The 24,885-nt window shown below is 27.8% G+C and carries 24 protein-coding genes and 1 riboswitch; of the genes, 13 read left to right on the top strand and 11 right to left on the bottom strand.

Annotated features, from left to right (window positions below; genetic code table 11):
• Positions 1-2: 2 nt before the first annotated feature.
• Complete coding sequence (locus tag AB0T67_RS00535) at positions 3-713, bottom strand: ABC transporter ATP-binding protein (protein WP_369218683.1); 711 nt, start codon at positions 711-713, stop codon at positions 3-5.
• Positions 714-874: 161 nt separating this feature from the next.
• On the opposite strand from AB0T67_RS00535, the gene AB0T67_RS00530 reads away from it, so the two are divergent.
• Positions 875-1,288: a thiol-disulfide oxidoreductase DCC family protein gene (locus AB0T67_RS00530; protein ID WP_369218682.1), complete on the top strand. Its 414-nt coding sequence runs from the start codon at positions 875-877 to the stop codon at positions 1,286-1,288.
• Positions 1,289-1,344: 56 nt separating this feature from the next.
• Here the strand turns inward: AB0T67_RS00530 and AB0T67_RS00525 are convergent, their stop codons facing one another.
• Positions 1,345-3,234 carry a TonB-dependent receptor plug domain-containing protein gene (locus AB0T67_RS00525; RefSeq protein ID WP_369218681.1) on the bottom strand — a complete coding sequence of 630 codons (1,890 nt, stop codon included), beginning with the start codon at positions 3,232-3,234 and terminating at the stop codon, positions 1,345-1,347.
• Between the two features lie 82 nt (positions 3,235-3,316).
• Positions 3,317-3,519: riboswitch (cobalamin riboswitch) on the bottom strand.
• Positions 3,520-3,531: 12 nt separating this feature from the next.
• A complete protein-coding gene (locus AB0T67_RS00520) occupies positions 3,532-4,470 on the bottom strand; it encodes an ABC transporter substrate-binding protein (RefSeq protein ID WP_369218680.1) in 939 nt (312 codons plus the stop codon).
• A 113-nt stretch (positions 4,471-4,583) separates the two neighbouring features.
• On the opposite strand from AB0T67_RS00520, the gene AB0T67_RS00515 reads away from it, so the two are divergent.
• Genes AB0T67_RS00515 through AB0T67_RS00495 form a run of 5 tightly spaced genes read left to right on the top strand, consistent with a single transcriptional unit; the run spans position 4,584 to position 8,566 of the window.
• Positions 4,584-5,099 (top strand): bifunctional adenosylcobinamide kinase/adenosylcobinamide-phosphate guanylyltransferase, encoded by a 516-nt coding sequence (locus AB0T67_RS00515; protein ID WP_369218679.1) that lies wholly within the window; start codon positions 4,584-4,586, stop codon positions 5,097-5,099.
• Positions 5,100-5,104: 5 nt separating this feature from the next.
• Positions 5,105-6,145 carry a nicotinate-nucleotide--dimethylbenzimidazole phosphoribosyltransferase gene (gene cobT / locus AB0T67_RS00510; RefSeq protein WP_369218678.1) on the top strand — a complete coding sequence of 347 codons (1,041 nt, stop codon included), beginning with the start codon at positions 5,105-5,107 and terminating at the stop codon, positions 6,143-6,145.
• 3 nt (positions 6,146-6,148) lie between these two features.
• The gene (locus tag AB0T67_RS00505) at positions 6,149-6,925 is read left to right on the top strand and encodes an adenosylcobinamide-GDP ribazoletransferase (protein ID WP_369218677.1); all 777 of its coding nucleotides are present in this window, start codon (positions 6,149-6,151) and stop codon (positions 6,923-6,925) included.
• Complete coding sequence (gene cobC / locus AB0T67_RS00500; protein WP_369218676.1) at positions 6,910-7,437, top strand: alpha-ribazole phosphatase; 528 nt, start codon at positions 6,910-6,912, stop codon at positions 7,435-7,437. The genes AB0T67_RS00505 and cobC overlap by 16 nt, the downstream gene beginning before the upstream one ends.
• Before the next feature lie 13 nt (positions 7,438-7,450).
• Entirely contained in the window at positions 7,451-8,566 is a 1,116-nt protein-coding gene (locus AB0T67_RS00495; protein ID WP_369218675.1) for an ABC transporter substrate-binding protein, read from the top strand.
• Positions 8,567-8,630: 64 nt separating this feature from the next.
• Here AB0T67_RS00495 and AB0T67_RS00490 read toward each other — a convergent pair whose 3' ends face one another.
• The 6 genes from AB0T67_RS00490 to AB0T67_RS00465 form a co-directional block, all read right to left on the bottom strand.
• Positions 8,631-9,824 (bottom strand): hypothetical protein, encoded by a 1,194-nt coding sequence (locus AB0T67_RS00490; RefSeq protein ID WP_369218674.1) that lies wholly within the window; start codon positions 9,822-9,824, stop codon positions 8,631-8,633.
• A gap of 69 nt (positions 9,825-9,893) precedes the next feature.
• On the bottom strand, positions 9,894-12,341 hold the full coding sequence (locus AB0T67_RS00485) for a M1 family aminopeptidase (RefSeq protein ID WP_369218673.1): 2,448 nt from the start codon (positions 12,339-12,341) through the stop codon (positions 9,894-9,896).
• A 115-nt stretch (positions 12,342-12,456) separates the two neighbouring features.
• Positions 12,457-12,993, bottom strand: coding sequence for a DUF4252 domain-containing protein (locus AB0T67_RS00480; protein WP_369218672.1), 537 nt, complete (start codon positions 12,991-12,993; stop codon positions 12,457-12,459).
• Between the two features lie 82 nt (positions 12,994-13,075).
• Positions 13,076-13,582 carry a DUF4252 domain-containing protein gene (locus tag AB0T67_RS00475; protein ID WP_271230197.1) on the bottom strand — a complete coding sequence of 169 codons (507 nt, stop codon included), beginning with the start codon at positions 13,580-13,582 and terminating at the stop codon, positions 13,076-13,078.
• Between the two features lie 43 nt (positions 13,583-13,625).
• Complete coding sequence (locus AB0T67_RS00470) at positions 13,626-14,096, bottom strand: hypothetical protein (RefSeq protein WP_369218671.1); 471 nt, start codon at positions 14,094-14,096, stop codon at positions 13,626-13,628.
• The gene (locus AB0T67_RS00465; protein WP_369218670.1) at positions 14,083-14,592 is read right to left on the bottom strand and encodes an RNA polymerase sigma factor; all 510 of its coding nucleotides are present in this window, start codon (positions 14,590-14,592) and stop codon (positions 14,083-14,085) included. Before AB0T67_RS00465 ends, AB0T67_RS00470 begins: the two co-directional genes overlap by 14 nt.
• Positions 14,593-14,746: 154 nt before the next feature.
• On the opposite strand from AB0T67_RS00465, the gene AB0T67_RS00460 reads away from it, so the two are divergent.
• Positions 14,747-16,213, top strand: coding sequence for a S41 family peptidase (locus tag AB0T67_RS00460; RefSeq protein WP_369218669.1), 1,467 nt, complete (start codon positions 14,747-14,749; stop codon positions 16,211-16,213).
• 75 nt (positions 16,214-16,288) lie between these two features.
• Here AB0T67_RS00460 and AB0T67_RS00455 read toward each other — a convergent pair whose 3' ends face one another.
• Positions 16,289-17,251 carry a patatin-like phospholipase family protein gene (locus AB0T67_RS00455; protein WP_369218668.1) on the bottom strand — a complete coding sequence of 321 codons (963 nt, stop codon included), beginning with the start codon at positions 17,249-17,251 and terminating at the stop codon, positions 16,289-16,291.
• A 48-nt stretch (positions 17,252-17,299) separates the two neighbouring features.
• Between AB0T67_RS00455 and AB0T67_RS00450 the strand changes: the two genes are divergently transcribed.
• The 6 genes from AB0T67_RS00450 to AB0T67_RS00425 all read left to right on the top strand — a co-directional run bounded on the left by AB0T67_RS00450 (position 17,300) and on the right by AB0T67_RS00425 (position 24,140).
• Complete coding sequence (locus AB0T67_RS00450; protein ID WP_369218667.1) at positions 17,300-18,349, top strand: beta propeller repeat protein; 1,050 nt, start codon at positions 17,300-17,302, stop codon at positions 18,347-18,349.
• Positions 18,350-18,431: 82 nt separating this feature from the next.
• Positions 18,432-19,229, top strand: coding sequence for a TrmH family RNA methyltransferase (locus tag AB0T67_RS00445; RefSeq protein ID WP_369218666.1), 798 nt, complete (start codon positions 18,432-18,434; stop codon positions 19,227-19,229).
• Positions 19,229-20,275 carry a metallophosphoesterase gene (locus tag AB0T67_RS00440; RefSeq protein ID WP_369218665.1) on the top strand — a complete coding sequence of 349 codons (1,047 nt, stop codon included), beginning with the start codon at positions 19,229-19,231 and terminating at the stop codon, positions 20,273-20,275. The genes AB0T67_RS00445 and AB0T67_RS00440 overlap by 1 nt, the downstream gene beginning before the upstream one ends.
• 17 nt (positions 20,276-20,292) lie before the next feature.
• Positions 20,293-20,877, top strand: a complete 585-nt coding sequence (locus tag AB0T67_RS00435; protein ID WP_369218664.1) for a Crp/Fnr family transcriptional regulator — start codon at positions 20,293-20,295, stop codon at positions 20,875-20,877.
• A 55-nt stretch (positions 20,878-20,932) separates the two neighbouring features.
• Positions 20,933-21,706, top strand: coding sequence for an MBL fold metallo-hydrolase (locus AB0T67_RS00430; protein WP_369218663.1), 774 nt, complete (start codon positions 20,933-20,935; stop codon positions 21,704-21,706).
• 121 nt (positions 21,707-21,827) lie between these two features.
• Positions 21,828-24,140 (top strand): DNA topoisomerase 3, encoded by a 2,313-nt coding sequence (locus AB0T67_RS00425; protein WP_369218662.1) that lies wholly within the window; start codon positions 21,828-21,830, stop codon positions 24,138-24,140.
• Here AB0T67_RS00425 and AB0T67_RS00420 read toward each other — a convergent pair.
• A complete protein-coding gene (locus AB0T67_RS00420) occupies positions 24,137-24,814 on the bottom strand; it encodes a TrmH family RNA methyltransferase (protein WP_271230205.1) in 678 nt (225 codons plus the stop codon). The genes AB0T67_RS00425 and AB0T67_RS00420 overlap by 4 nt on opposite strands.
• Positions 24,815-24,885 lie beyond the last annotated feature (71 nt).

The raw sequence follows: 24,885 nt of genomic DNA, 5'->3' as shown, positions 1-24,885 counted from the left end.
AATTAAATTGCTTTAGATTTAACTTTATTTTCCGATTTAGCTGTTAATTCATCACTAATAATAACACCATCTTTTAAACGAATAATTCTTTTTGTTTGCTCTGCAACTTCCTCTTCATGAGTAATTACAAAAACCGTCATTCCTTCTTCGTTAATCCCTTTCAATAAATCCATAACAGAATCCGTAGTTGTTGAATCTAAAGCTCCTGTAGGCTCATCAGCTAAAACAACTTTAGGTTTAGTAACCAAGGCTCTTGCAATTGCAACACGTTGTTTTTGTCCTCCTGAAAGTTCGTTTGGTAAATGATGTGCCCATTCTTTTAAACCTACTTTCTCTAAATATTCTAAAGCGATAACTGCTCGTTCTTTTCTAGAAACACCTTTATAATATAATGGTAAGGCTACGTTTTCTAAGGCTGTTTTATATGATATCAAATTAAACGATTGAAAAATAAATCCTAAAAATTTATTACGTAAAACCGCTGCTTTTGTTTCATTTAAATCTTCAATTAATTGACCATTTAAATAATATTTTCCTTCATCATGAATATCTAATAAACCTACAATATTTAATAAAGTTGATTTTCCTGATCCTGATGAACCCATAATCGATACAAATTCACCTTCTTTAATATGTAAATCTAATCCTTTTAAAACATGAAGTGAATCTTTTCCGATTGGGTACGATTTGTGTAGGTTTTCTATTCGAATCATTGTCTTGGCTAATTTTAAAAATCTAAAAATAAATACATATAATTGCTCTATTTAGTAATTTTATGTTAAATCATTATTTACTTCATTACAAGACGACTAATTTTGATTTATGTTACAAAATATTTTTATATTTTTAAAAACCACTCATAAAAAACAAATAAATGACTGATTTACATACTGATAAGAAAATAATTCTGTTTGATGGAGTTTGTAACTTCTGTAATAGTTCGGTATTAAAAGCGATTAAATTAGATACTAAAAATCAATTTGTATTTGCAAGTTTACAATCGGATATCGGAAAAGAAATAACAAATTATTTAGGTATCGATACTTCTAAAATTGATTCTATTATTTTATACGAACCTAAAGTTGCTTATTATATAAAATCTACAGCTGCTTTAAAAATTATGGCTTCTTTTGGTGGTTTTTGGAATTTAACCGTTATTTTAAAATTTATTCCAGAAGATTTCAGAGATTATTGTTACGATTTTATTGCAAAAAATAGATACAAATGGTTTGGAAAAAAAGAAACTTGTACAATTCCTTCTAAAGAAATAAAAGAGAAATTTTTATAAACAAAAATCCCACTTAATATATAAGTGGGATTTTTTATTTTTTAAGGAATTATAGCTTAAAAGTTAAAACCAACTCCTAATTTAAAGTTTCTTCCTTTAGTTGAATATCCTAAAACTTCTTGATAATCTTCATTTAAGATATTTGATACATCAAACATTACTCTAATATTATCATTTAATTTATGATTTACTGAAAAATCTAAAAGTGAATATGATTCTAAAGTAGTATTTACACTTGGCCAATTTCTAAAATCTGTATCATCTCTATCACTAACAAACTGATAATTTACACCTACATTTGTAGCCTTATATGTATAATTTACACCTGCATTAACTTTATGCTTAGGTATTCTAATTGCTATAGCATCATTTTCTGTAAATGCATAATTAGCATTTAATTGTAACCCTTTTAAAACATTATAATTTGCAGAAAACTCTACTCCTTTAACAGTTGTATCTCCAAAATTAGCCATTTTAAAAGTAGTAAAACTATAAGCTATAATATTATCTACATCTCTATTAAAATATACTGCATTTAATACTAATGAGTTTAATTTATATTCTAAACCTCCTTCGTAAGTAGTGCTTTCTTGTGGGTTTAAATCAATATTACCATATGAAGAGTATAAATCTTGTACAGATGGTGCTAAAAACGCAGTACTATATGATGCTAAAAACTTAAGATAACCATTACTTTGCTTTAAAGTATATGATGGATTTAAGTTATAAACAAAATGATTACCATATTTATTATGATTATTTAATCGTACACCAGCATTGAAGTTTACTCCATAATCAGAAACATAAACGGCATTTACGTAAGGATCAATTAATGTTGATTTAGGTTTTTCTGCATAAACTGTTTTTACTAACTCAGTTTCACCATAAGGAATAGTAAAAGTTTCAATGCTATTATCTTGATAATTAACCCCTGCTAATAAATAAAAATTATCAAGTTTATGTTTAACAAAAGCATCAACAATATAATTTTCTCCATTACTTTTTCCTGGATATGATGTTTGAGTTCTATCAGTTTTATACTCACTATATGCTGCATTAATATGAATACTTCCGTTTCCATAATTATATTCTGGTGAAACACCTACTCTATAACTTACATCTTCAGAAAATTCATTTCCATCAGTAAAAGCACCTGTATCATAATTATTATCAAAAGAATTATAACTACCAAAAGCTTTAACAGAAAAACGATTATCGAATTTATATCCAACTTTTAAATTAGTTGCAATTCTTTGAAAAGGATCATTATTAAATTCAATTGCTTCATTTTCTGATTCAGCTTGAGAAAAACCATTCGACTGTAAAGCTGAAAAACCAACTAAATAATCAAACTTATTAACCTTACCATTAATAGTTGCGTTACTTTGAATAACAGTACCATTTTTAGAATCTTGTGAATTATCAGTTCCTACCAATAATGCTAAATCAGTATTTACAGCACCACTTTTTGCTTCTTTTAACGTAATATTTATTACAGCAGTTGTTGCTCCTGAACCATAAAGTGTACTTGCAGCACCTTTAATAATTTCTACAGATTCTACTGCATTTAAATCTAAAAGTCTTAAATCATAACCCGAACCTGCTGGATTAGTAACCTGAACACCATCAATTAAAACTAAAACTTCTTTAGTTTTACCACCTCTAACAAAAAAACCTAAATCTTTTCCACTAGAACTTGTATTTCCGTTAATTTCAATACCAGCAACTGTATTAATTAAATCAACTAAGTTTTTACCTTGATTATTCTGTATAGTTTCTGCCGTAATTTGGTGAACAACTTTACCAGAATTTTCTCTTTTTAACTTAAATCTAGAATCAGTAACCACTACTTCATCTAAAGCTACTGTTTTTTCTTTTTGTTGTGCATTTACATTAAATGCTAAAAGTGTTGTTAAAACACCTAAACAAAGTACTCTTTTTTTCATTTTTAAAATGATTATAAAATTAAATATCGAGAAAAATTAAAGCGTAGAAAATCCACACTCAAACTTTTATCCCGAAAGTTCGAATTATTAAAAAAAATAGGCAGGTCTCCTGGCTTGCGTCTTGTAATTGGTCTTCCCATTTATAAAAACAGTGACTTAAAGATTAATTACAAACTTTATAGCTTACAGTTGCGGGAACAGCTTCGGTATTTAACCGAATTCCCTTTTAATTTAATGTCTTATTTTCTTGAGAAAAACATCAAAACCTATAATTTTCGGCAAATGTATGTTATTATTTTAAGAATTTAACAATAACAAATCATTATAGTTAGAAAACTTAACAGTTAGCTCACTTGATACCGAAAAATAATTCGGATGAATCATTGATGATAAACACTCAATACCATCGACTAAAGTACTTGCTGATGATTGTGTAAACATGGCAAAATCAGCAATAAAAACCTGTTTATTTTTAACGGCTTTTAAAGAACTCCATTCTGGTTTATCTTCTAAAAACTGCATATCTTCCATTGTTCGTGAAATTCCGTAACCACACGGAGCAATTATTAATATCTCTGGATTATATTTTACAATTTTATCCCAAGAAATAACAATACTATCTCCTGAAGGATGCGATAATAAATCAATACCGCCAGCATATCCTATTTGATGAGGAATCCAATGTCCGCAATTAAACAACGGATCAATCCATTCTAAAAGCATTACACTTTTAGGTTGTATTCTGTTAGCTCTTTGTGTATCAACTATATTATAAATACGCTCTTTAAGTTTTTGCACATATTTAATTCCTATTTCTTCTTTTCCCATTGCTTTTGCTATGGTTAATGCATTCTCAAAAACATCGTCTAAAGAATTTGGAGTTATAGAAATTAAAGTTGGTTGTTTTGCTAATTTATAAGCAGATTTTGCAACAGATTCTGTATCTATTTGACAAACATCACATACATCTTGTGTAAAAATAATATCTGGAGCAATACTTTCTAAAACAGGTTCATCAACATAATACAACGTACCTCCTTCAGCTTTTGTTTTTGAAAAAATGGTATTAATTTCATCACTAGTTAAAGTTTTTCCTTCTAACTTATATTTAACAGCTACCTGTTTTTCTTTTAGTGCAATTGCAGGACATTCAAATGTAACACCGTCTAAATATTCTTGTAATCCCATATCATAAATCATTTGGGTTACTGCTGGCATAAATGAGGAAACTTTCATAAAAATATATTTTGAACGGCTAAATTACATAGTTATCGAGTATTATTCTCTTTTTCTAAAAAATCTTTACAATCTTTGCCGTTTAATTTATTTCTTTATTATAATTATTAATTATGATGTATTATATCTCTGGCGGAGAACGTTCAGGAAAAAGCAGTTATGCACAAGGATTAGCAGAATCATTATCAGAAAACCCTTATTATTTAGCAACTTCAAGAATTTGGGATGCCGATTTTAAAAAACGTGTAGACAGACATATTTCTGATAGAGATGAACGTTGGACAACTATTGAAGAAGAAAAAAACATCAGTAATGTAATTCCTAAAAATGCAACCGTAGTTATTGATTGCGTTACTTTATGGCTAACTAATTTTTATTTAGATACTAAAAATGATGAGCAAGAAAGCCTAAATTTAGCCATTCAAGAAATAGATAAACTACTTAAAGTAATCGCTGAAAAAAATGCTACTATTATTATTATTTCAAATGAAATAGGAATGGGTTTACATGCCGATACTCAAATTGGTAGAAAATTCACTGAACTACAAGGTTGGACAAATCAATATATTGCAAAAAAAGCAGATAAAGCCATTTTTATGGTATCAGGTTTACCACTAACTTTAAAATAAACAAGATGTATTCTACGGAAATAACACAACTTTCAAATACGCTAAAAACAGCACTTCAAGATAAAATTAATTTCAAAACAAAACCAATTGGCTCGTTAGGAGTTTTAGAAGAAATTGCCTTGCAAATAGGACAAATTCAAAACAGCCTTACTCCTATTTTATCAAAACCGAGTATTGTTATTTTTGCTGGCGATCATGGAATTGTAACATCGAAAGCTGTAAGTCCTTATCCTCAGGAAGTAACCCAACAAATGGTGTTAAATTTCTTAAACAACGGAGCAGCAATTAATGTTTTTTGTAATCAGAATGATATCAATTTAAAAATTGTTGATGCAGGTGTAAATGCTGATTTTGAACCAAATGATAATTTAATATCAGCAAAAATAGCTAAAGGAACAAAAGATTACAGTATTGAAAAAGCAATGACCACAACCGAGTGTTTATCAGCTTTAGACAAAGGAAAAAAACTAGTTACAGAGTTACATAAACAAGGAACAAATACTATTGGTTTTGGTGAAATGGGAATTGGAAACACTTCTTCTGCTTCTTTATTGATGAGTTATTTTACTGATATTTCTATTGAAGATTGTGTAGGAAAAGGAACTGGTTTAGATGATTCTGGAGTTCTTAAAAAAGCCAAAATTCTTAAAAACACATTTAATTTACATCAAAAAAATATTAAAAATCCGATAGATGCTTTGGCTACTTTTGGCGGTTTTGAAATTGTAATGATGTGCGGAGCTATGCTTGAAGCGGCATCTTTAAAAATGACAATTTTAGTAGATGGATTTATTGTTACTTCTGCTTTATTAGCGGCACAAGCTATCAATAAAAATGTTCTAGATTACTGTATTTTTTGCCATACTTCAGGCGAACAAGGTCATGAAAAAATGTTGCAATTTTTAAATGCAAAACCACTTTTAAATATTGGTTTACGTTTAGGCGAAGGAACTGGTAGCGCAGTAGCTTTTCCTATTGTGAAAGCTGCGGTTAGTTTTTTAAATGAAATGGCAACTTTTAAAAGTGCCAATGTATCAGAAGCTTAATTTATGAAAAATCAAATTCATTATTTTTTAACAGCTATTTTATTTTTCACCCGAATTCCTTGCCCAAAATGGGTGAATCATTCTCCTGAAATTTTAAATAAAAGCAGTCGATATTTCTCGTTAGTTGGTATTCTTATTGGCGCAATATCAGGATTGATTTATGTTGGAGCATCCTTTCTATTCAACCCAAATATTGCACTTGTTTTTAGTTTGATTGCTTCTGTCTGGACAACAGGCGCTTTTCATGAAGATGGTTTTGCTGATGTTTGCGACGGTTTTGGTGGCGGTTGGACGAAAGATAAAATCCTAATTATCATGAAAGATTCTAGATTAGGAACTTATGGTGTTGTCGGAATAATTTGTCTTTTATCGATTAAATTATTGAGTTTACAAGAGCTTTTACAATTCAATAATTCGATTAAAACAATTCCTTTATTATTGATTTCTGGACACGCAATTAGCCGATTTATCGCTACTATTTTATTGTATACTCACGAATATGTAAGAGATATTGATACTGCTAAAGTAAAACCGACCACAAAAAAAATGAGTACAAAAGCACTTATTATTTCTGGTTTCTTTGGAATACTGCCTCTTGTATTTTTTGAAGATATTAAAATATTTACCGTTTTAATTCCATTATTATTGACCTATTTATATATGAGTCGTTTTTTCAAAAAATGGATTGGCGGACAAACTGGTGATTGTGCTGGAGCATTACAACAAGTATCCGAAGTTATTTTTTATTTATCAATACTTATTTTATGGAAATTATTTTAGTCAGACATACGACTCCAAATATTGAAAAAGGAATCTGCTACGGACAAGCTGATATTGGTGTTATCGATACTTTTTCAGAAGAAATACAGCCAATTTTAAAAGAAGTTCCTGTAAATGATACTGAAACTGCTTATTATTCAAGTCCTTTAAAACGTTGTAAATTATTAGCAGAACAATTATCAGATACTATTATTTTTGATGATAGATTAAAAGAACTTGATTTTGGAGATTGGGAACTGAAAAAATGGGATGAAATTAATGATCCTGAATTAGATATTTGGATGAACGATTTTGTAAATATTACGGTTACAAATGGCGAGTCTTATATTGATTTACACACCAGAACTGTTCAGTTTTTAAACGAACTCAAATCGTTAAAAAAACAACGTGTTATTATCGTTACACATGCTGGAGTTATCAGAAGTTTATGGGCTTATGTAAACAATATTTCTTTAGAAAACTCTTTCGATTTAAAATTAACGTACGGAGATATTATCAAATTCACACTATAATTCAATCATCAAAATGAAACAGTTTTTAATATTTCTTATTCTTACATTATTTTTTATCCAATGTAAAAAATCAGAAGAAAAAAACAGCCAAACAATAACAGCTAACCAAAGCCCTATTAAATATGCAAAAGGCTTTGATATTATTACTGAAAATAATCAGAAAAAATTAATCATTAAAAAAGTATTTCAAAATTCAGATAAACAATTTGAATTTACACTTACCAATAAAACTGATATTTCTAAAAATCAACTAAAAATTCCTGTTGAAAAATTAGTCGTTACAAGTACTACGCATATACCGATGCTCGAACTTTTAAATAGTGAGGAAAAATTAGTCGGATTTCCACATGCAAAATATATTTCATCAGAAAAAACAAGAAAAAGAATTGATGCTGGAAAAATTACAGAATTAGGAAATGAACAAAGTATGAACACCGAAAAACTACTAGATTTACAACCCGAATTAGTTATTGGTTTCTCTTTACATCCAAATAGTAAATTATATGAAAATATTAAAAAATCAGGTATTCCTGTTATTTTTAATGGCGATTGGCTAGAAGAAACGCCTTTAGGAAGAGCCGAATGGATTAAATTTTTCGGAGTACTTTTAAATAAAGAAAAACAAGCAGATAGTATTTTTAATACCATTGAAAAAAATTATTTAGACGCTAAAAAAACAGCTGAAAAAAGCGCTAATTATCCAACAATTTTATCAGGAAGTATGTTTAAAGAAGTTTGGAATGTTCCTGGAGGAAATAGTTTTACTGCAACTTTTTTTAAAGATGCTCATTTAAATTATCGTTGGAAAGAAACTAAAAATACGGGTAGTTTACAATTAAGTTTTGAGAGTGCTTTAGATAAAGGAAAAAAAGCAGATTACTGGATTGGTTGTGGTTTATACGAAACAAAAGAACAATTATTAAATGCTAATAAACATTATAAAGAATTCGATGCTTTAAAAAATGAAAGCACTTATACTATCGGTACAAAAAAAGGAAAAACAGGTGGACTTATCTATTTTGAGCAATCACCAATTAGACCTGATTTAGTTTTAAAAGATATCATAAAAATTACAAATCCAAAAGCGTTACCGAATTATCAATTAACATTTTTTGAGAAAATAAAATAATCTTATTAGAACTAAAAAACTCCTGTTTATAGCAGGAGTTTTTTAGTTGAAAATTTAAAAAAAGTTAGTTTCTAAATTTATTTCTTGTAATAATATTTTTAAGTCTTTCTTTTAAATCTGTTCCTGTATCGTACACCATTTGTTCGTTTGAAGGAAAATTCATCGATTGCAACTTTGTTAAATTGAAAAAAACATCGTCTAAAGCTCTTCTATCTCCATCGTAATTAGCGTAAATATGCTCAAAAACAAATTCACTTTCAATAGGAAAACTCTCTACTAATTGATCTGATGAATTTTCAAAATACTTAACCAAACCACTTACTTTACTACTCTTAAATTGTGTAAAACGATACAATCTACATCTAATAGTTCTAAAATTATCTACTTTAATTTTAACACCTAAACTATCTTTTACATAACCGCCGTTATTATTTTTCAGATATTTAAATCCATCTTTAATTTGTTTTTCTTTAATGATTTCTTTTTCACGAATTTGTTCAGGAGAAATATCAATACTTCTCAAATTTAACTCTAAATCAAAATCATACTTCACAAAGTTATTTTTTTTAGAATGATACACTGTCCATAAATCATTTAAACCATAAGTATCTATTGCTAATAAATCATCTTCTAATCTTCTAGGAATTATTTGATTTGTTTCATTATTTACTGATAAATAAACATAATCTGTTCCTTTTAAATGTGCTTTTTTAAGTAAGGTTTGCGTGTTTTTATAATTAGGACTTACCTTATTTAAATATGTAAATGCATCATATGACTTTCTGTAATTCATCTTATTTTGATAACCAGAATTTAATAAATCTACACCTTTTTTGTATAAATAATTTGCATAATTTTCTTTTGCTTGAATAATTTTATTATCATAATTAACCAAGTTAAAGTTTACATTTTCACCTGTCGAAACATCATTTAAAGGCAGTAACGGCTTAATTTGTTCTTGTCTATTTTTTAATCGATTATAAAGTGTATAAATAGCTTCTAAATTTGTCGAATTATTCTCTTTTTCTAAATATGATATTTTTGCTAAATCTCTTTTCGTTGCTTTAAAAAAAGCATTCTGAAGCATTATAACATACGGTTGATTTTTTTCTTTATACTTGTTTTTGGACAATTTTTTAATCGATAAAGAAATTGCTTTATCATAATCGCCAGTATTTAATGCTTTTTCGGTTGTTTTAATACTGTTACAAGAAAGTATTAACACTGTAAAAAACAGTAATAAAGTAATTTTTTTCATGAAGTTTGGGTTTCGTCAGAAATAACAATTATTATGCCAATAACTAATATTTAAATTAATTTTATTTGTTTATTCTAATAATTGAGCCATTGCTATTTTAACAATTTCAATATTTTTAAGTTTCGTTGCGTGGTTTGCTTTTTTCTGTCTTTGTACAACTTGACGCAACAAATTTACACCTACTTTATCAAAACTATATTTTTTATACTGAATTCCTTTTGATACAATATCATCTGCTAAATTTTTGATAGCTTCCGTATTGCTACTTTTTGCTATTTTATCATAAGCTTTTTTATATAATCCTTGTGTTTTTTTATCTTGACTTAAATACATTCCCGACATTACATTACCTGCAATAAAACTTAATTCATCTTCATCATTTTCTTCTAAATAAATACGTGTTAAAGGATTTGCTATAATTTCTTTTACTTCTGATGGTAATGTTTTAGATTTTTGAATAGCTAAAGTTTTATCGACATAATACATTCCAACCAAAGATTTCCCTAACACAGCATACGATTTACTTTCTAAACCCTTTTGAAAAACCGATTTTAATTCAGGATCTGTTAACTTTCCTAATGTTTCTATCGCTGCTGCTTTTACTAATGTTTTCGTGTCATTTATTGCGATTTCTTTAATTTTTGAAATCACTCTTTTTTTAGAATTTTTATTTACCAAATTGATATTCTCTAAAGCTAAAATTCTAATTTTATAAAATGAATCACTCATTGCTTCAGCTATTGCATCAAATGCTTTTTTATCATCTTGATTTTTAGCAACCTCAACTAAAGCTTCTTTTTTATGTTGATAATTATCAGCATGTTTTAATTGATAAATATAATCGCTTAAAACTTTATTTTCGAAAATATCACATAATAAAACTCCATCAGCATTTACCTGAATAAACTGAGGTTGTTTTATAAAAGGAAACGTAAACGAAGCATCTTTACTATCTACAAAAACAGTATGACGTGTTGATTTGTTATCTTCAAAAACATCAATAGTAAAAGGAAATTTAAATTCATTTTCTTGATTCTGAATAATATTGATAGTAACTGTTTTTCTTAATTTATTAAAATCGTAAGAAACATCTAACTTCGGATGCCCACTATTAAAAAACCATTGATTAAAAAACCAATTCAAATCTTTTCCAGTTACCGTTTCAAAAGCCAATCGCAATTGATGCGCTTCTGCTGTACTGTATTTATTAGTAATTAAATACTTGTTTAATCCTACATAAAATGCTTCATCACCTAAATAATTACGCAACATATGTAAAATTGCGCCACCTTTATTATAGCTAACGCCATCAAACATATCTTCTTTATCTTGATATTTAAAACGTACTAAATGTTTATCAAAATTTTGCCCATTTTTATAGCCCTCAATAGTTTCTAATAAATGAGCATCGGCATTTTCTTTACCGTATTTATATTCCCTCCATAAATATTCACTGTAATTTGCAAAACTTTCGTTAACGGTTAAATTACTCCAACTTTCGGCAGTTACATAATTCCCGAACCAATGATGAAAAGCTTCGTGAGAAATCGTATCTTCATGTGTATTTTCATCGATTAATTGCCCAGGCATTTGATAGGCTTTTTCTCCATGAATTACAGCCGTTGTATTTTCCATCGCACCACTTACATAATCTCTACCGACAATTTGTGCATATTTATTCCAAGGATATTCGATTCCTGTAATTTTTGAGAAAAAAGCCAACATTTCAGGAGTATTTCCAAAAATCTCTTTTGCGTACGGAGCATATTTTTTTTCAACATAATAATCAACAGGAATATTTTTATAACTGTCTTTTATAATTTCATATTCCCCTACTCCCATAAAAAATAAATATGGTGCGTGTTTTTGAGTAAAATTCCAATAATCAGTTCTTGTGCCGTTGTTATTTTTTTGTTGATTTTCTAATTTCCCGTTAGAAAGTGTTACATATTTTGTAGGAACAGTAATATAAATTTCTTGTGATGTTTTTTGATTAGGTGCATCAATTGTAGGAAACCAACAACTACTTGCTTCGGTTTCACCTTGTGTCCAAACTTGGGTTGGTTTATTTTTATCTAAACCTGTCGGGTTTACAAAATACAAACCTTTTGCTGATGTTATAGCTGAGCTTCCTTTTTGCTTTACTTTTTCAGGACGTGCAGTATATTTTATATAGATAGTAAATTCTTCATTCCTTTTATAAATACGAGGTAAATCGATAATCAATTTAAAATCATCATAATTATAAGGTAAAGATTGTTTATTCATTAAAACTTCATGAATAAGCATTGCCTTTGCATCTAACGTTACTTTAGCTGTTTCATAAAAATGAGGTTTCATGGTTACCCATTCTTCTCCGTTTAATTGCTGATTTTTAAAATTAAAATCTACTTTTAATTTAGTGTGAATTAAATCGTGAACTTTAGCTGTTTCTGCTCTGTAAACAGTATTTGATTGTGAAAACAACGTAAGCGTAAAAAAAACAACGAGAAAAGTAAGGACTTTTTGAAACTTCATAAAATATTTTCGTTTAAGCATCAAAAGTAAGAAAATCTATTGGGAGACTTGTTAATGAGCCGTTAAAAAGAAAACACCATCAAAATATTTGATGGTGTTATTATTATATTTTTTTTTAAATTCCAAAAAGACTGCTAAACTTTTCAAAATCTAAATTATCACTATTTAACTTTGCATTTTGTAACATTTCCATAATTTTAGTAATATTCATTTTATCACCTAAAATACGAGCAATACCAACTCCCTTTTCTTTACCATAACCAAAAGCTATAATTTCATCAATAGCATCTGCTTTTCCACTATAATAAAAAGATACATGCATATTTTCTTCTTTAAAATTTATTAGTTTCTTATAATCAGAACTTTTTAAAATTGCTTTTAATTTCTCTTTTTCTATTTCATAAGTAACTTCATCTGAAGTTTTATAAGGTAAGCCCGTTATATTTATTTTATGAATACTAGCTAATATTTTTTTATCATCTTCAGATGATTTATCTACTGACAACTCGAATAAATTTGTAGGAATATTAAAATTTACAAATCCTTTTTTATCTTGACTTTCTACTAAATAGCTTTGTAATGATACTTCTTTTTTACATGAAACTGTAATAAAGGCTACTAATAGTAACAAGTATATAAATGTTTTTTTCATTCTCTTTTTATTTTTGGATTAGTTAGTTGATAAAAATCAAGAGTAAAAATATTTTTTACTCTTGATTTTTTGATACTATTATTTATTTTTTATCCTTAGAAAAAGTATCTGCTAGTTTAGACATTTTATTAATATCAATAGTTCCAGTTAATGATACAATTACAGATTCTGGACCGCCAGTTTTAGCATTTTTATTTTTCACAAACATTAATACTTCACTAACAAAGTCTTTATTTTTAGTCGACTTCACATAAATTTTAACACGTGAATCTTTATCTTTAATACGCATTAATTCTGTTAAATTATTTTTACTTACAGCTGATTTTACTAAATTTTCCATTTGAGTAGAAACTGCTATTTTTTCTGTTGAAAAGACTTTTAACTCTTGTAAGTCTTTTATCATATTAAAAACTTCCATAGCTTCGTTATCATCTGAATTAACATTAAATTTCGATAAAATCTCAAAAGCATCTTTATTTACTACTACTGATGATACCTCATCAATATCTTCAAGTTTATCAAATATTGATTGTCCGAAACTTAAATTTGCTGTAAATACTAGTGCAAATATTATTATTATTTTTTTCATGATCTTCTTGTTTATTAAATTCTTGGGGTTATTCTTGTTTATATTAATTTACAGTCTTTATTACTTTATCTATTGTTTCTTCGTAGGTATTCAAATATTCTAGAGCTTCATTTCCTTTGTTTAAGTTATCTGAAACGGCATATAATGCTTCGTTTCCTTTGTTTAAATTTATTGAAACCATTTGTAACGCTGTAGTAATTTCTACGAACTGTTTCCTTTGTTGATGCTCTTTATATTTTTCATTACCCACAAATAAACTTAATAACAAAACTATTGACGCTGCTACCGATAACCATTTCCAGTTCTTCTTAGGTTTCTCAGGTTTTAACTGAATGGTTTTTGTAAACGTATCGTTTTTACTCTGTTTAAAGTAACTAAATAATATACTGTATTCTTGTAAATGCACTGCTACATTATCTGAAGTAAAGTATTTTTGTAATACTTCTTCTTCTTGCAAAGTAGTTGTTGCATTTAAGTATTTTTCTACTAATTTTTCTATGTTAGTTAACTCCATAGTTATGTTTTTTAATCAGTTCTTGTCTTATTGTTTTTCTTGCTCTAGATAAAGCTACTCTAACAGCAGTTGGTTTCATGTCTACCATTTTACATATCTCATCAAAATCATATTGTTCCACATCTCTTAATTGAATAATAATTTTTTGTTGTGCTGGTAATTTTTCAATCAACTGATGAACTAAACTTACACTGTCATTGTGTTCTACTTTTTTATCTAAGGGTGTTTCTTTTTCTTTATAATTAGTATGAACTAAAGTTAAATTACTTGCTTGTTTCGATTTTAATCTATCATAACAATAATTTTTTGTCATAGTCATAGCAAATGCTTCTACATTTTTATAGTCAGACAATTTTTCTTTGTTTCTCCATAACTTAAACACTAATTCTTGCGTAGCATCTTCTGCTTCCTCTCTAGAAACTAAAAGTCTTTTTGCTAAACGAAAGACTTTATCTTTAAATGGCATGACAACTTTTAAAAAGTCTGATTGATTCATTTTTGTAGTAGGTTAGTTTTGTAAACTTATAAAACTTTATATCTAGTGGGTTTACATAACTACGACGAGATAGTTTTAAGTTTGTTACATCAAAAATTAAAAAAAATAATATTATTCACTAAATTGCGTTGATACTATAGCCAATATATTCCTTATGAAATTACTTAAAGCATCTTTTAGTACCTTTTTTTACTTATTTTTATTGATATCAATAGTTTCTTGTAATAAAAAAGGAGAAACCCCTAATGATATTCAAATTCAAAGTTTTGTTTGGAAAGGATTAAATGCATTCTATTTATGGCAAGATCAAGTTAGTGATTTATCTGACACACGTTTTACTAACGACCAGCAATTGTATAGTTATTTATCGGAAACAGAAAACCCTAGTGATTTATTTTCTAATTTATTATCTTATGAAAATGAATATCCAAAAAACCCTAACAGAAACTATTCTTGGATTACTGATGATTATATTGCTTTAGAGCAATCTTTTCAAAGTATTCGTTTAACAACAGGTATGAAGTTAAAGGGAGCTGATTATTTAGATGGTTCTGACAATTATTATGTGTATGTATATGATGTTGTAAAAACTTCAGATGCAGATATTAATGGAGTAACTAGAGGAATGCTTATTTCTGAAGTTAACGGTACACAAATTACAAGAACAAATGTTAATTCATTACTTAATAGTAATTCATTTACCATACATTTAGCCGATTATAATATGGGAAATCCTGTTAGCAACGGTAATACTATTTCATTAACAAGCTCTCAAGTAACTGAAAACCCTATAAAAGAAGTTAAAGTAATAAACAACGGAGCTAATAGAATTGGATACTTAATGTATAATCAATTTTCTAGTTCTTTTGATGGTGAATTAAACACGGCTTTTGCTAAATTTAAAAATGAAGTAATTACCCATTTAATTATTGATTTACGTTATAATGGTGGTGGTTCTGTACAATCAGCCGTTTATTTAGGAGGTATGATTACTGGTCAGTTTAACAAGGAATTATTTTCTAAACAAGTATGGAATAGTAAGTTTATGAAGGCTGTATCACCTGATAAACTTGAAAATAATTTTACCGATAAAATATTAAATAAAGATAGCAGCGGAAACATAATTTTAGATGAAACTATTAATAGTGTTGGTATGAATACTGTCTATTTTATAGTATCAGAAAATACAGCATCTGCTTCTGAATTAGTTATAAATGCTCTAAAACCTTATATTAATGTGAAATTAGTCGGTACACAAACTTATGGTAAACACGTTGGTTCTATCACTTTATATGATTCTGATAATTTTCAACGTAATGGTGCTAACTTTAAAACAAATCACACTTGGGCAATGCAACCTATTGTTTTAGAAATTCAGAATAAACTTGGTGAAAATAAACCTAATGGGTTTATTCCTGAAGTTCTTTTAGAAGAAAACTCAGAAAACTTAGGAGTAATTGGAGATATTACAGAACCTTTACTTGAAAAAACTATCGAATATATTACAGTTGGAAGCAAAGGAACTAATACTTCTAAAAAAGAATTTAATACAGGTAGTAATCATTGGAATTCATCTATAACAAATATCGATTATAACAATATGTATATTAATTTGAATTAACTTTTTTTAATTTAAGTCATAAAAAAATCTAGCAATAATATTGCTAGATTTTTTTTTATCGATTAAAATAAACATTTATGATAATAAACTATTCTCTAAACCTTCTTCTATTTCCTCATCATCTAACATATCTGGTCTAAATTGACTCATTTTTTCGGCATCTAATGTTTTAGCATAATCATAGCCCGATTTCCACCATTTTGTCATTTTCACTTTATCAAAAATTAAAGTATTGGTTGTTAAAACAGTTGGAGTATAATACAGATTTAATTTTACATCATGATGCTTAGCTGTAAGTTTACCAATAGTAATATTGTGTTTTTCTACGTGTTCTAATAAAAAGCCAAAAACATCTAACATCAATGAAAATGGATTATTTGCTGGCATTCTATTTATTTGATTTACTTCTGTTTCTAAAATTACAGCATCAATTTCTTTAGCACCTCTTAAAATGGCTTCTCTTATCGGAATTAAACTTCCAAAACCTCCATCGGCATACTGACAGCCATTTTTTTCTAACAAACTCATAAAAGGAACATAATTACACGAACCCCAAATCCAATCACAAAAATCTTCATAAGTACATTCAGAAATCGCTTTATACTCTATTTTATTGGCTGTTAAGTTTGAAACGGTTACTACAACTTCTTTATTACTCGTACGAATTTCATCATACATTTCACGAGTAATGTTATTTTTTATCAGTTTTCTTAGGTTTTTACTTTCTCCAAAAGTTTTTCTACCATTTAAAAAATTCCATAAAGTGTTTATATGTCGAATATAAATTACTTTTTCGCCATGAACTACCTTAATTTTAAAAGGACTATTACTAAAAATAGATTTTTGATTAACATTGGTATATATTTCTTTCAAAGCATCCACTTTTTTTAACGCCAAATGCGAAACCATTAAACTTCCTGTTGATGTCCCTAAAAATAAATCATAATCTTTTTTCTTTTCTTTCATTAAATACTCAACAACACCACCTGCAAATGCGCCTTTGCTTCCTCCTCCAGAAATTACCAATGCTTTTTTCATATAATTTAGATTGCTTTCACTAATTTAGTTCTGTAAAAATATCAAAAAATGAAACATTTCCCTATTTTAATTCTAGTCTTATTTATTTCTTTTTCATGTCAAAAAGAATATAGCTCAAGAAATATTAAACAAGTAAATATTCGTGAATTTAAAATGGATAGTTTAAATATTCGTGCTATTAAAGTTATAAGCGATAAAGAAATTTATTACGCTGCTTCAAATGGTGAATTAGGCTATACTTTTAATGGAGAAGATTTTAATTGTTATAACTATAAATACGATTCAGTTATACCGAATTATAGAAGTTTAGCTTATAACGGAACGCATTTTTTTGCTTTATCAATAGGAAATCCAGCACTTTTATATAAATATAATAAAACTGATTTTGAATTAGTTTATACCGAAAAACACGAAAAAGTTTTTTATGATGCTATAAAGTTTTTTTCTGATAAAAAACATGGAATTGCTGTTGGCGATCCTACAGAAGAAGAAAACTGTCCTTCAATAATTTTAACATCAGACAATGGTAATACTTGGACTAAATTACCATGTTCAACATTACCTAAATTTGACAAAGGAGAAGCTTTTTTTGCAGCAAGTAACACCAATATTGCTATTATTAATAACACCGTATGGATTGCTTCAGGCGGAACAAAATCACGAATTTTTAAATCTACCGACTACGGAAATACTTGGGAAACTTACAATACACCAATTATCCAAGGAAATGAAACTCAAGGAATTTATTCTATTGATTTTTATGATGAATTAAACGGTATTGCTATTGGTGGAGATTATTTAAAACCAAACGATAATTGCGCTAATAAAGCAATTACTTCGGATGGAGGAAAAACATGGACACTTGTTGCCGATAATCAAAACCCGACTTATAAAAGTTGTGTACAATATGTTCCTAATACAAATGGAAAAGAAATATTTGCTGTTGGAAAAACAGGAGTCTCTTTTTCTAATAATAGCGGATATACTTGGAAAGAAGTCAATAAAGATAGTTATTACACAATTCAATTTTCAGATAAAAATACAGCATGGTTATCAGGTCATCAAAAATTAGGGAAATTAGTATTTAACAATCATTAAAAAATTTTCAATTAAATATTTTGATAAAATATTCTCCTATAAATAGCCATAAAAACAGCGAATATTGGGTATTTTTGCGTTTATGAAACAGATTAGCAGTATACAAAATCCTTATATTAAAGATTTATTGAAACTTCAAGATAAATCTCGTGAACGAAAAAAGAAAGGATTATTTTTAGTAGAAGGACAACGTGAAATTTCGTTAGTCATAAAAGGCGGATATGAAATAGATACTATTTTATTTGTTCCTGATATGTTTTCTTTTGAAGATTTAAACGCTATTAAAGTAGCTACTGCTTCTTGTATAGAAATTACCAAAGAAATTTATCAAAAAATAGCTTATCGTGATACTACCGAAGGTGTAGTCGCTGTTGTAAAAACTAAAAATTTTAGTTTAGATACTATCAAATTTAAAACTACTACTCCACTTGTTTTAGTTTTAGAAGGTATTGAAAAACCTGGAAATATCGGTGCAATGCTTCGTACTGCCGATGCCGCTAATATTGATGCCGTTTTTATAGCAAATCCTAAAACTGATTTATTCAATCCGAATATTGTACGCTCTAGTGTTGGTTGTGTTTTTACAAATCAAATTGGCGTTGGTACATCCGAAGAAATTATTGCTTTTTTACAAGAAAAAAACATCAATATTTATAGCGCGACTTTGCAAAATTCAAACGAATATCATAAAAATGATTACACCTCAGCTACTGCGTTAGTTGTTGGTACAGAATCAACAGGTTTAACTCAAACTTGGCGTGATAAAGCAACTCAAAATATAAATATTCCTATGCAAGGAGCTATTGATTCTATGAATGTTTCGGTTGCTGCTGCTATTTTAACTTTTGAAGCTAAAAGACAACGAAATTTCATAAAATAATGATAGTTAAAAAAAATTTTATTAAAAATACTTTTTACCTATTATTGTTAATTTCAAACGTTGCTCTTTTTGGTCAAAAAGATAATTTATCTGAAATTTCAGATGGTCCTTATATATTTATATCAGAAAATAAACTGATTCAAAAATCAATAGAAAAAGGTAATGTTTTATCTAAAGAACTAGCTACTAACACTTACGATACTATTTTTTATCCTAAAAAAGCTATTTATAAAAATGTAAAAAAAATAGCCGTTTTAAGTGATATTCATGGACAATATGATTTAGCCGTTGAATTATTAAAAAACAATAAAATAATTGATAAAAATCTAAATTGGAATTTCGGAAAAGGTCATTTAGTAATTGTTGGTGATATTTTTGATAGAGGTGATAAAGTAAATGAAACACTTTGGTTAATTTATAAACTTGAAAATGAAGCCATAAAAAAAGGCGGAAATGTTCATTTTATTCTAGGAAATCATGAATATATGGTTCTTCGTAAAGACTTAAGATATATTAGTGATAAATACAAACAAACATCTAAATTATTAAACTTAAATTACAATCAATTATATAGTAATAAAACAGTTCTAGGAAAGTGGCTACGCTCTAAACCTACTATTCTTAAAATAAATAATAATACTTTTGCTCATGGTGGTATTTCTAAATATTTTATAAATAATACTGATTTTGATATTGAAAATATAAACAATATTATGAGAGCTTCTATTGATAAAACAACAGAAGAAATGAAAACTACTAATTTTTATAATACCTATTATGGTAATAAAAGTTTAATATGGTATCGTGGTTATTTTAATGATAATTTAAAAGATACTGATGTTTCTGATATTTTAAAAGATATAAACTCCAAACATATTGTTGTTGGTCATTGTTCTAATGAAACTGTTGTCGAATTGTTTAATCATAAAGTTTTTGGAGTAGATTCTAGTATCAAAAATGGTAAATACGGAGAATTATTATTGATAAAAAACAACAAGTATTTTAGAGCTACTTTAAAAGGTAAAAAAGTCCGATTTAAAAACTAATAATTATCATTAAATAAATGCTTATTAATAATCAATATTCTGAAATTTTATTTTTTTTAAAAAATCAATATTCTTTAAATAATCATGGTTTAGAAGAATTTATTGATATTATTCAAACCAATAATTATAAAAAAGGAAGCATTATTTTACGTGCTAATAAAAAAGAAAAACAACTTAGATTTTTAAATAAAGGAATTGTAAGAGAATATTATGCTAGTTCTGAAAAAGAAACAAATATTAATTTTTATACTAAACCACAATTTATTTCTGATTTATTACCTTTTATTAATAATTTAGAAACTAAAAAATATCAAGAATGTCTTTCTGATTCAGAAGTTTTAAGTATTGGTAAACAGTCATTTTTTAATCTATTAGAAAAACATAATTGTGCTAAATTATTAATAGAAAAATCTTTTCAAAATTTATTAAAACATAAGAACATATTAGAATTTAACAAAATAACTAAAACACCTGAGGAATTATATCAAGAATTATTTACTTATAAACCCGAGTGGATAAAAAAAGTACCTCAATATCATATTGCATCTTATTTAAATATTACTCCTGAAACATTAAGCCGAATAAAAAAACGTACTTCTTGATTTGAATCAATAAAAATAGCATTTCATAACCTGACATTTGTATAAAAAATAAAGAATGTTAAAAATACACCACATTAGAAATGCTACTATGATTATAGAAACTGAAAAAGATGTTATTCTAATTGACCCTATGTTAGGTAACAAAGGGTTTATGCCTACTTTTACTCTTTTTAAATATAAAGTTAAAAGAAATCCTACTGTTTCACTACCTAATAATACAAATGAAATACTTAAAAAAGTAACACATTGTTTGATTACCCACCTTCACCCTGACCACCTAGATAGTAAAGGTATAGCCTTTTTATTAGAAAAAAATATACCTGTTACTTGCAGTATAAAAGATAAAAAAGCACTAAAAAAAAGAGGGCTAAATATTATTAACACCTTAAAATACGGAGAAGAAAAAAGTTTTTTAAATGGTACAATAGAAGGAATACCTGCTAAACATGGATACGGATTTATATCTAAACCAATGGGAAATGTAATTGGATTTTATATAAAACTACCTCAACAGAAATCAATATACCTTAGTGCAGATACTGTTTATACTAAATCAGTAGATAACGTATTAAAAAATTACAAACCAGATATTAGTGTTTTAGCTTGTGGAACAGCACAGTTTGATTTATTTAAAAAACTAATTATGGATATTAATGATATTTTAAAGTTTATTAAAAATTCATCAGGAATTGTTATAGCAAACCATATGGAAGCTATAAACCACTGTCCATTAACTAGAAATCAATTAAAAGAAATTTTGATAAATAAAAAACTAAATAACAAAGTTTTAATTCCTGATGATGGAGAAATAATAGAACTAACAAAATAATAAAAAATAGTATTATTTACATTCATTTACAAACACACTATTTTTTAATTTAAAAACTAATCAAAATCATTTTTCAACATTCGTAAATATTTTAGTAATTTCGACTATCTAAATAAAACAAATGAAAGTCTGTATTGCCGAAAAACCAAGTGTAGCAAGAGAAATTGCTAATATATTAGGAGCCAACACCAAACGAGATGGATATTTTGAAGGTAACGGCTATGCAGTAACCTACACTTTTGGGCATTTGTGCACACTTTTAGAGCCTAAAGACTACAAACCACACTGGAAAAGTTGGGATTTGAATAATTTACCAATGCTTCCTGAACATTTTAATACAAAGGTAACTGGTGATGAAGGGATTCAAAAACAGTTTAAAATTGTAAAATCATTATTTGATAAAGCCGATCTTGTTATCAATTGTGGTGATGCAGGAACTGAAGGTGAATTAATACAACGCTGGGTAATAAATCAAGCAAATTATAAAGGTGAAGTACAACGTTTATGGATTTCTTCATTAACAGAAGAAGCTATTCGAGACGGTTTTAAAAACTTAAAACCAGCATCGCAATACGATAATTTATATTATGCAGGGTTTTCACGTGCTATTGGTGATTGGTTATTAGGCTTAAATGCCACTCGATTATACACCGTTAAATTTGGCGGATACAAACAAGTATTATCCGTAGGAAGAGTACAAACTCCTACCCTTGCAATGTTAGTTAATCGATTTAAAGAAATTCAAAATTTTAAATCACAACCTTACTGGGAACTACAAACTTTATACAGAGAAACACTTTTTAGTTACGAAGAAGGTCGTTTTTTAAAAAAAGAAGAAGGACAAATTTTTGCTGATAAAGTAAAAGAAAGTGATTTTGAAATTACTTCAGTAACAAAGAAAAAAGGAAAAGAATACGCTCCTAAATTATTTGATTTAACAGGATTACAAGTATATTGTAATAATAAATTTGGATTTTCTGCGGATGAAACATTAAAAATGGTTCAAAAGCTTTATGAAATGAAAGTTGTAACATATCCAAGGGTTGATACTACTTTTTTACCAAATGATGTATATCCAAAAATTGCAGGAATTTTATCGAAACTAACCAATTTTAGCACCTTAACAAAACCATTATTAGGTCAAAAAATAAAGAAATCTAAAAAGGTTTTTGATGATAAAAAAGTAACAGATCACCACGCTATTATTCCTACTGGAATTCAAAATAATTTACCTTACAATCAGCAACAAGTCTACGATATTATTACCCGTCGTTTTATTGCTGTTTTTTATCCTGAAAGCGATGTTGCCAATACATCTGTAATTGGAAAAGTTGGAGATATCTCTTTTAAAACAAGTGGTAAAGAAATCTTATCAAAAGGATGGCGTATTGTTTTTGAACACGGAAATGACACTAAAAAGATAGAAACCAACGTATTACCGACTTTTGTAAAAGGTGAAAAAGGAACACACGAACCTAGTTTTTTAGAAAAAGAAACAAAACCGCCACGAAATTACACCGAAGCAAGTTTATTACGAGCTATGGAAACCGCAGGAAAACAAGTTGATGACGATGAAATGCGTGAATTAATGAAAGAAAATGGTATCGGTCGTCCATCAACTCGTGCAAGTATTATTGAAACTTTATTCCGAAGAAAATATATTGAACGTCAGAAAAAACTGGTAATTCCGACTAAAACAGGAATTGATTTAATTGATTTAATTGATAATGAATTATTAAAATCAGCAGAACTTACAGGACTTTGGGAAAAACGTTTAAAGGAAATTGAACGTGGGGAATTTAATGCAGGAACATTTATCAAAAACATGAAAAAAATGGTGGATGAATTGGTGTATGAAGTTCGTTCAAGCACCAAAACAAAACGACTTTCTTCGGATAATGAAACTCAGAAAGTTGTAAAAAAGGCTGTTCCTCAGAAAAAAACAATCGTTGGTAAAGAATGTCCAAAATGTAAAAAAGGACAATTATTAAAAGGAAGTACCGCTTACGGATGTTCTAGCTATAAAACTGGTTGTGATTTTAAATTACCTTTTAGTTTTATGGATAAAAAAATATCTGAAAATCAATTAATTCGATTGATTGATAAAGGTTGCACGACCAATTTAAAAGGCTTCAAAAATGGAGATGATAAAATAGAAGGCTTAGTTCGTTTTGATGAAAACTTCAACTTAAAACTAGAGCCAAAACAAGTAACAGTTCAAACAGTAAATCAAACATCAACTCAAAAAAACACAGATATTATTCCTTGCCCGAAATGTAAAAAAGGAACAATTTTAAAAGGAAAATCTGCTTACGGATGCTCTGATTATAAAACTGGTTGTAATTTTGTATTTACTTTTGATAACATCAAAAAAATAGCCAACGGACAAACGTTGACTAAAGATTTAGTTTTAAATATTATCAGTACTAACTAAGATTTTTCTAATTCTTTATGATAATATTCAATTAGTTTATCAGGATTTTTTATCGTGTTTTTAATCCATTCAAAATATAAAACACGCTGTTCTTCTTTGCTTAATTGCCAGTTTAAATCTGTTTTACGTAAACGGGCTGTAACATCATTTAAAGTAATTGCAGCTGCTACTGAAATATTTAAACTTTCTGTAAAACCAACCATCGGAATTTTTAAAAAACCGTCAGCTTCTTGTTTTATATAATCAGAAATCCCGTCTTTTTCTGCACCAAATACAAATGCCGATTTTTTAGTAACATCAAAATCAGATAATACACAAGAATCTGTGTGTGGAGTTGTTCCAATTATTTGATATCCTTTTGCACGTAAATCGTCGATACATGCTTTGGTATTATCGCCATCTTCTTTATATCTGTTGATATTTAACCATTTTTGACTTCCTTTTGCAACGTGTCTAGACACTTTGTTTGTAAATCTATTTTCAATGGCATAGACATCTTGAACACCAAAAATATCACAACTTCTCACCACCGCACTTGCGTTATGAGGTTGATAAATATCTTCTAAAACAACGGTAAAATGACGTGTTCTTTCATTTAAAACTCTATTAAATGTTTCTTTTCTTTTATCGGTAATAAAACCTTCTAAATATGCTAATAATCCTTCATCAATCATCTTGCAAAAATACTAAAATTTCATACTTTAGTATCATCAAAATTAATAATGGATTTTTTTATCAGAAAAAA

It is taken from the genome of Tenacibaculum salmonis (assembly GCF_041053065.1).
In the GTDB taxonomy this organism is placed as follows: Bacteria; Bacteroidota; Bacteroidia; order Flavobacteriales; family Flavobacteriaceae; genus Polaribacter; species Polaribacter pacificus_A.
This window is presented reverse-complemented; position numbering and strand designations above follow the sequence as displayed.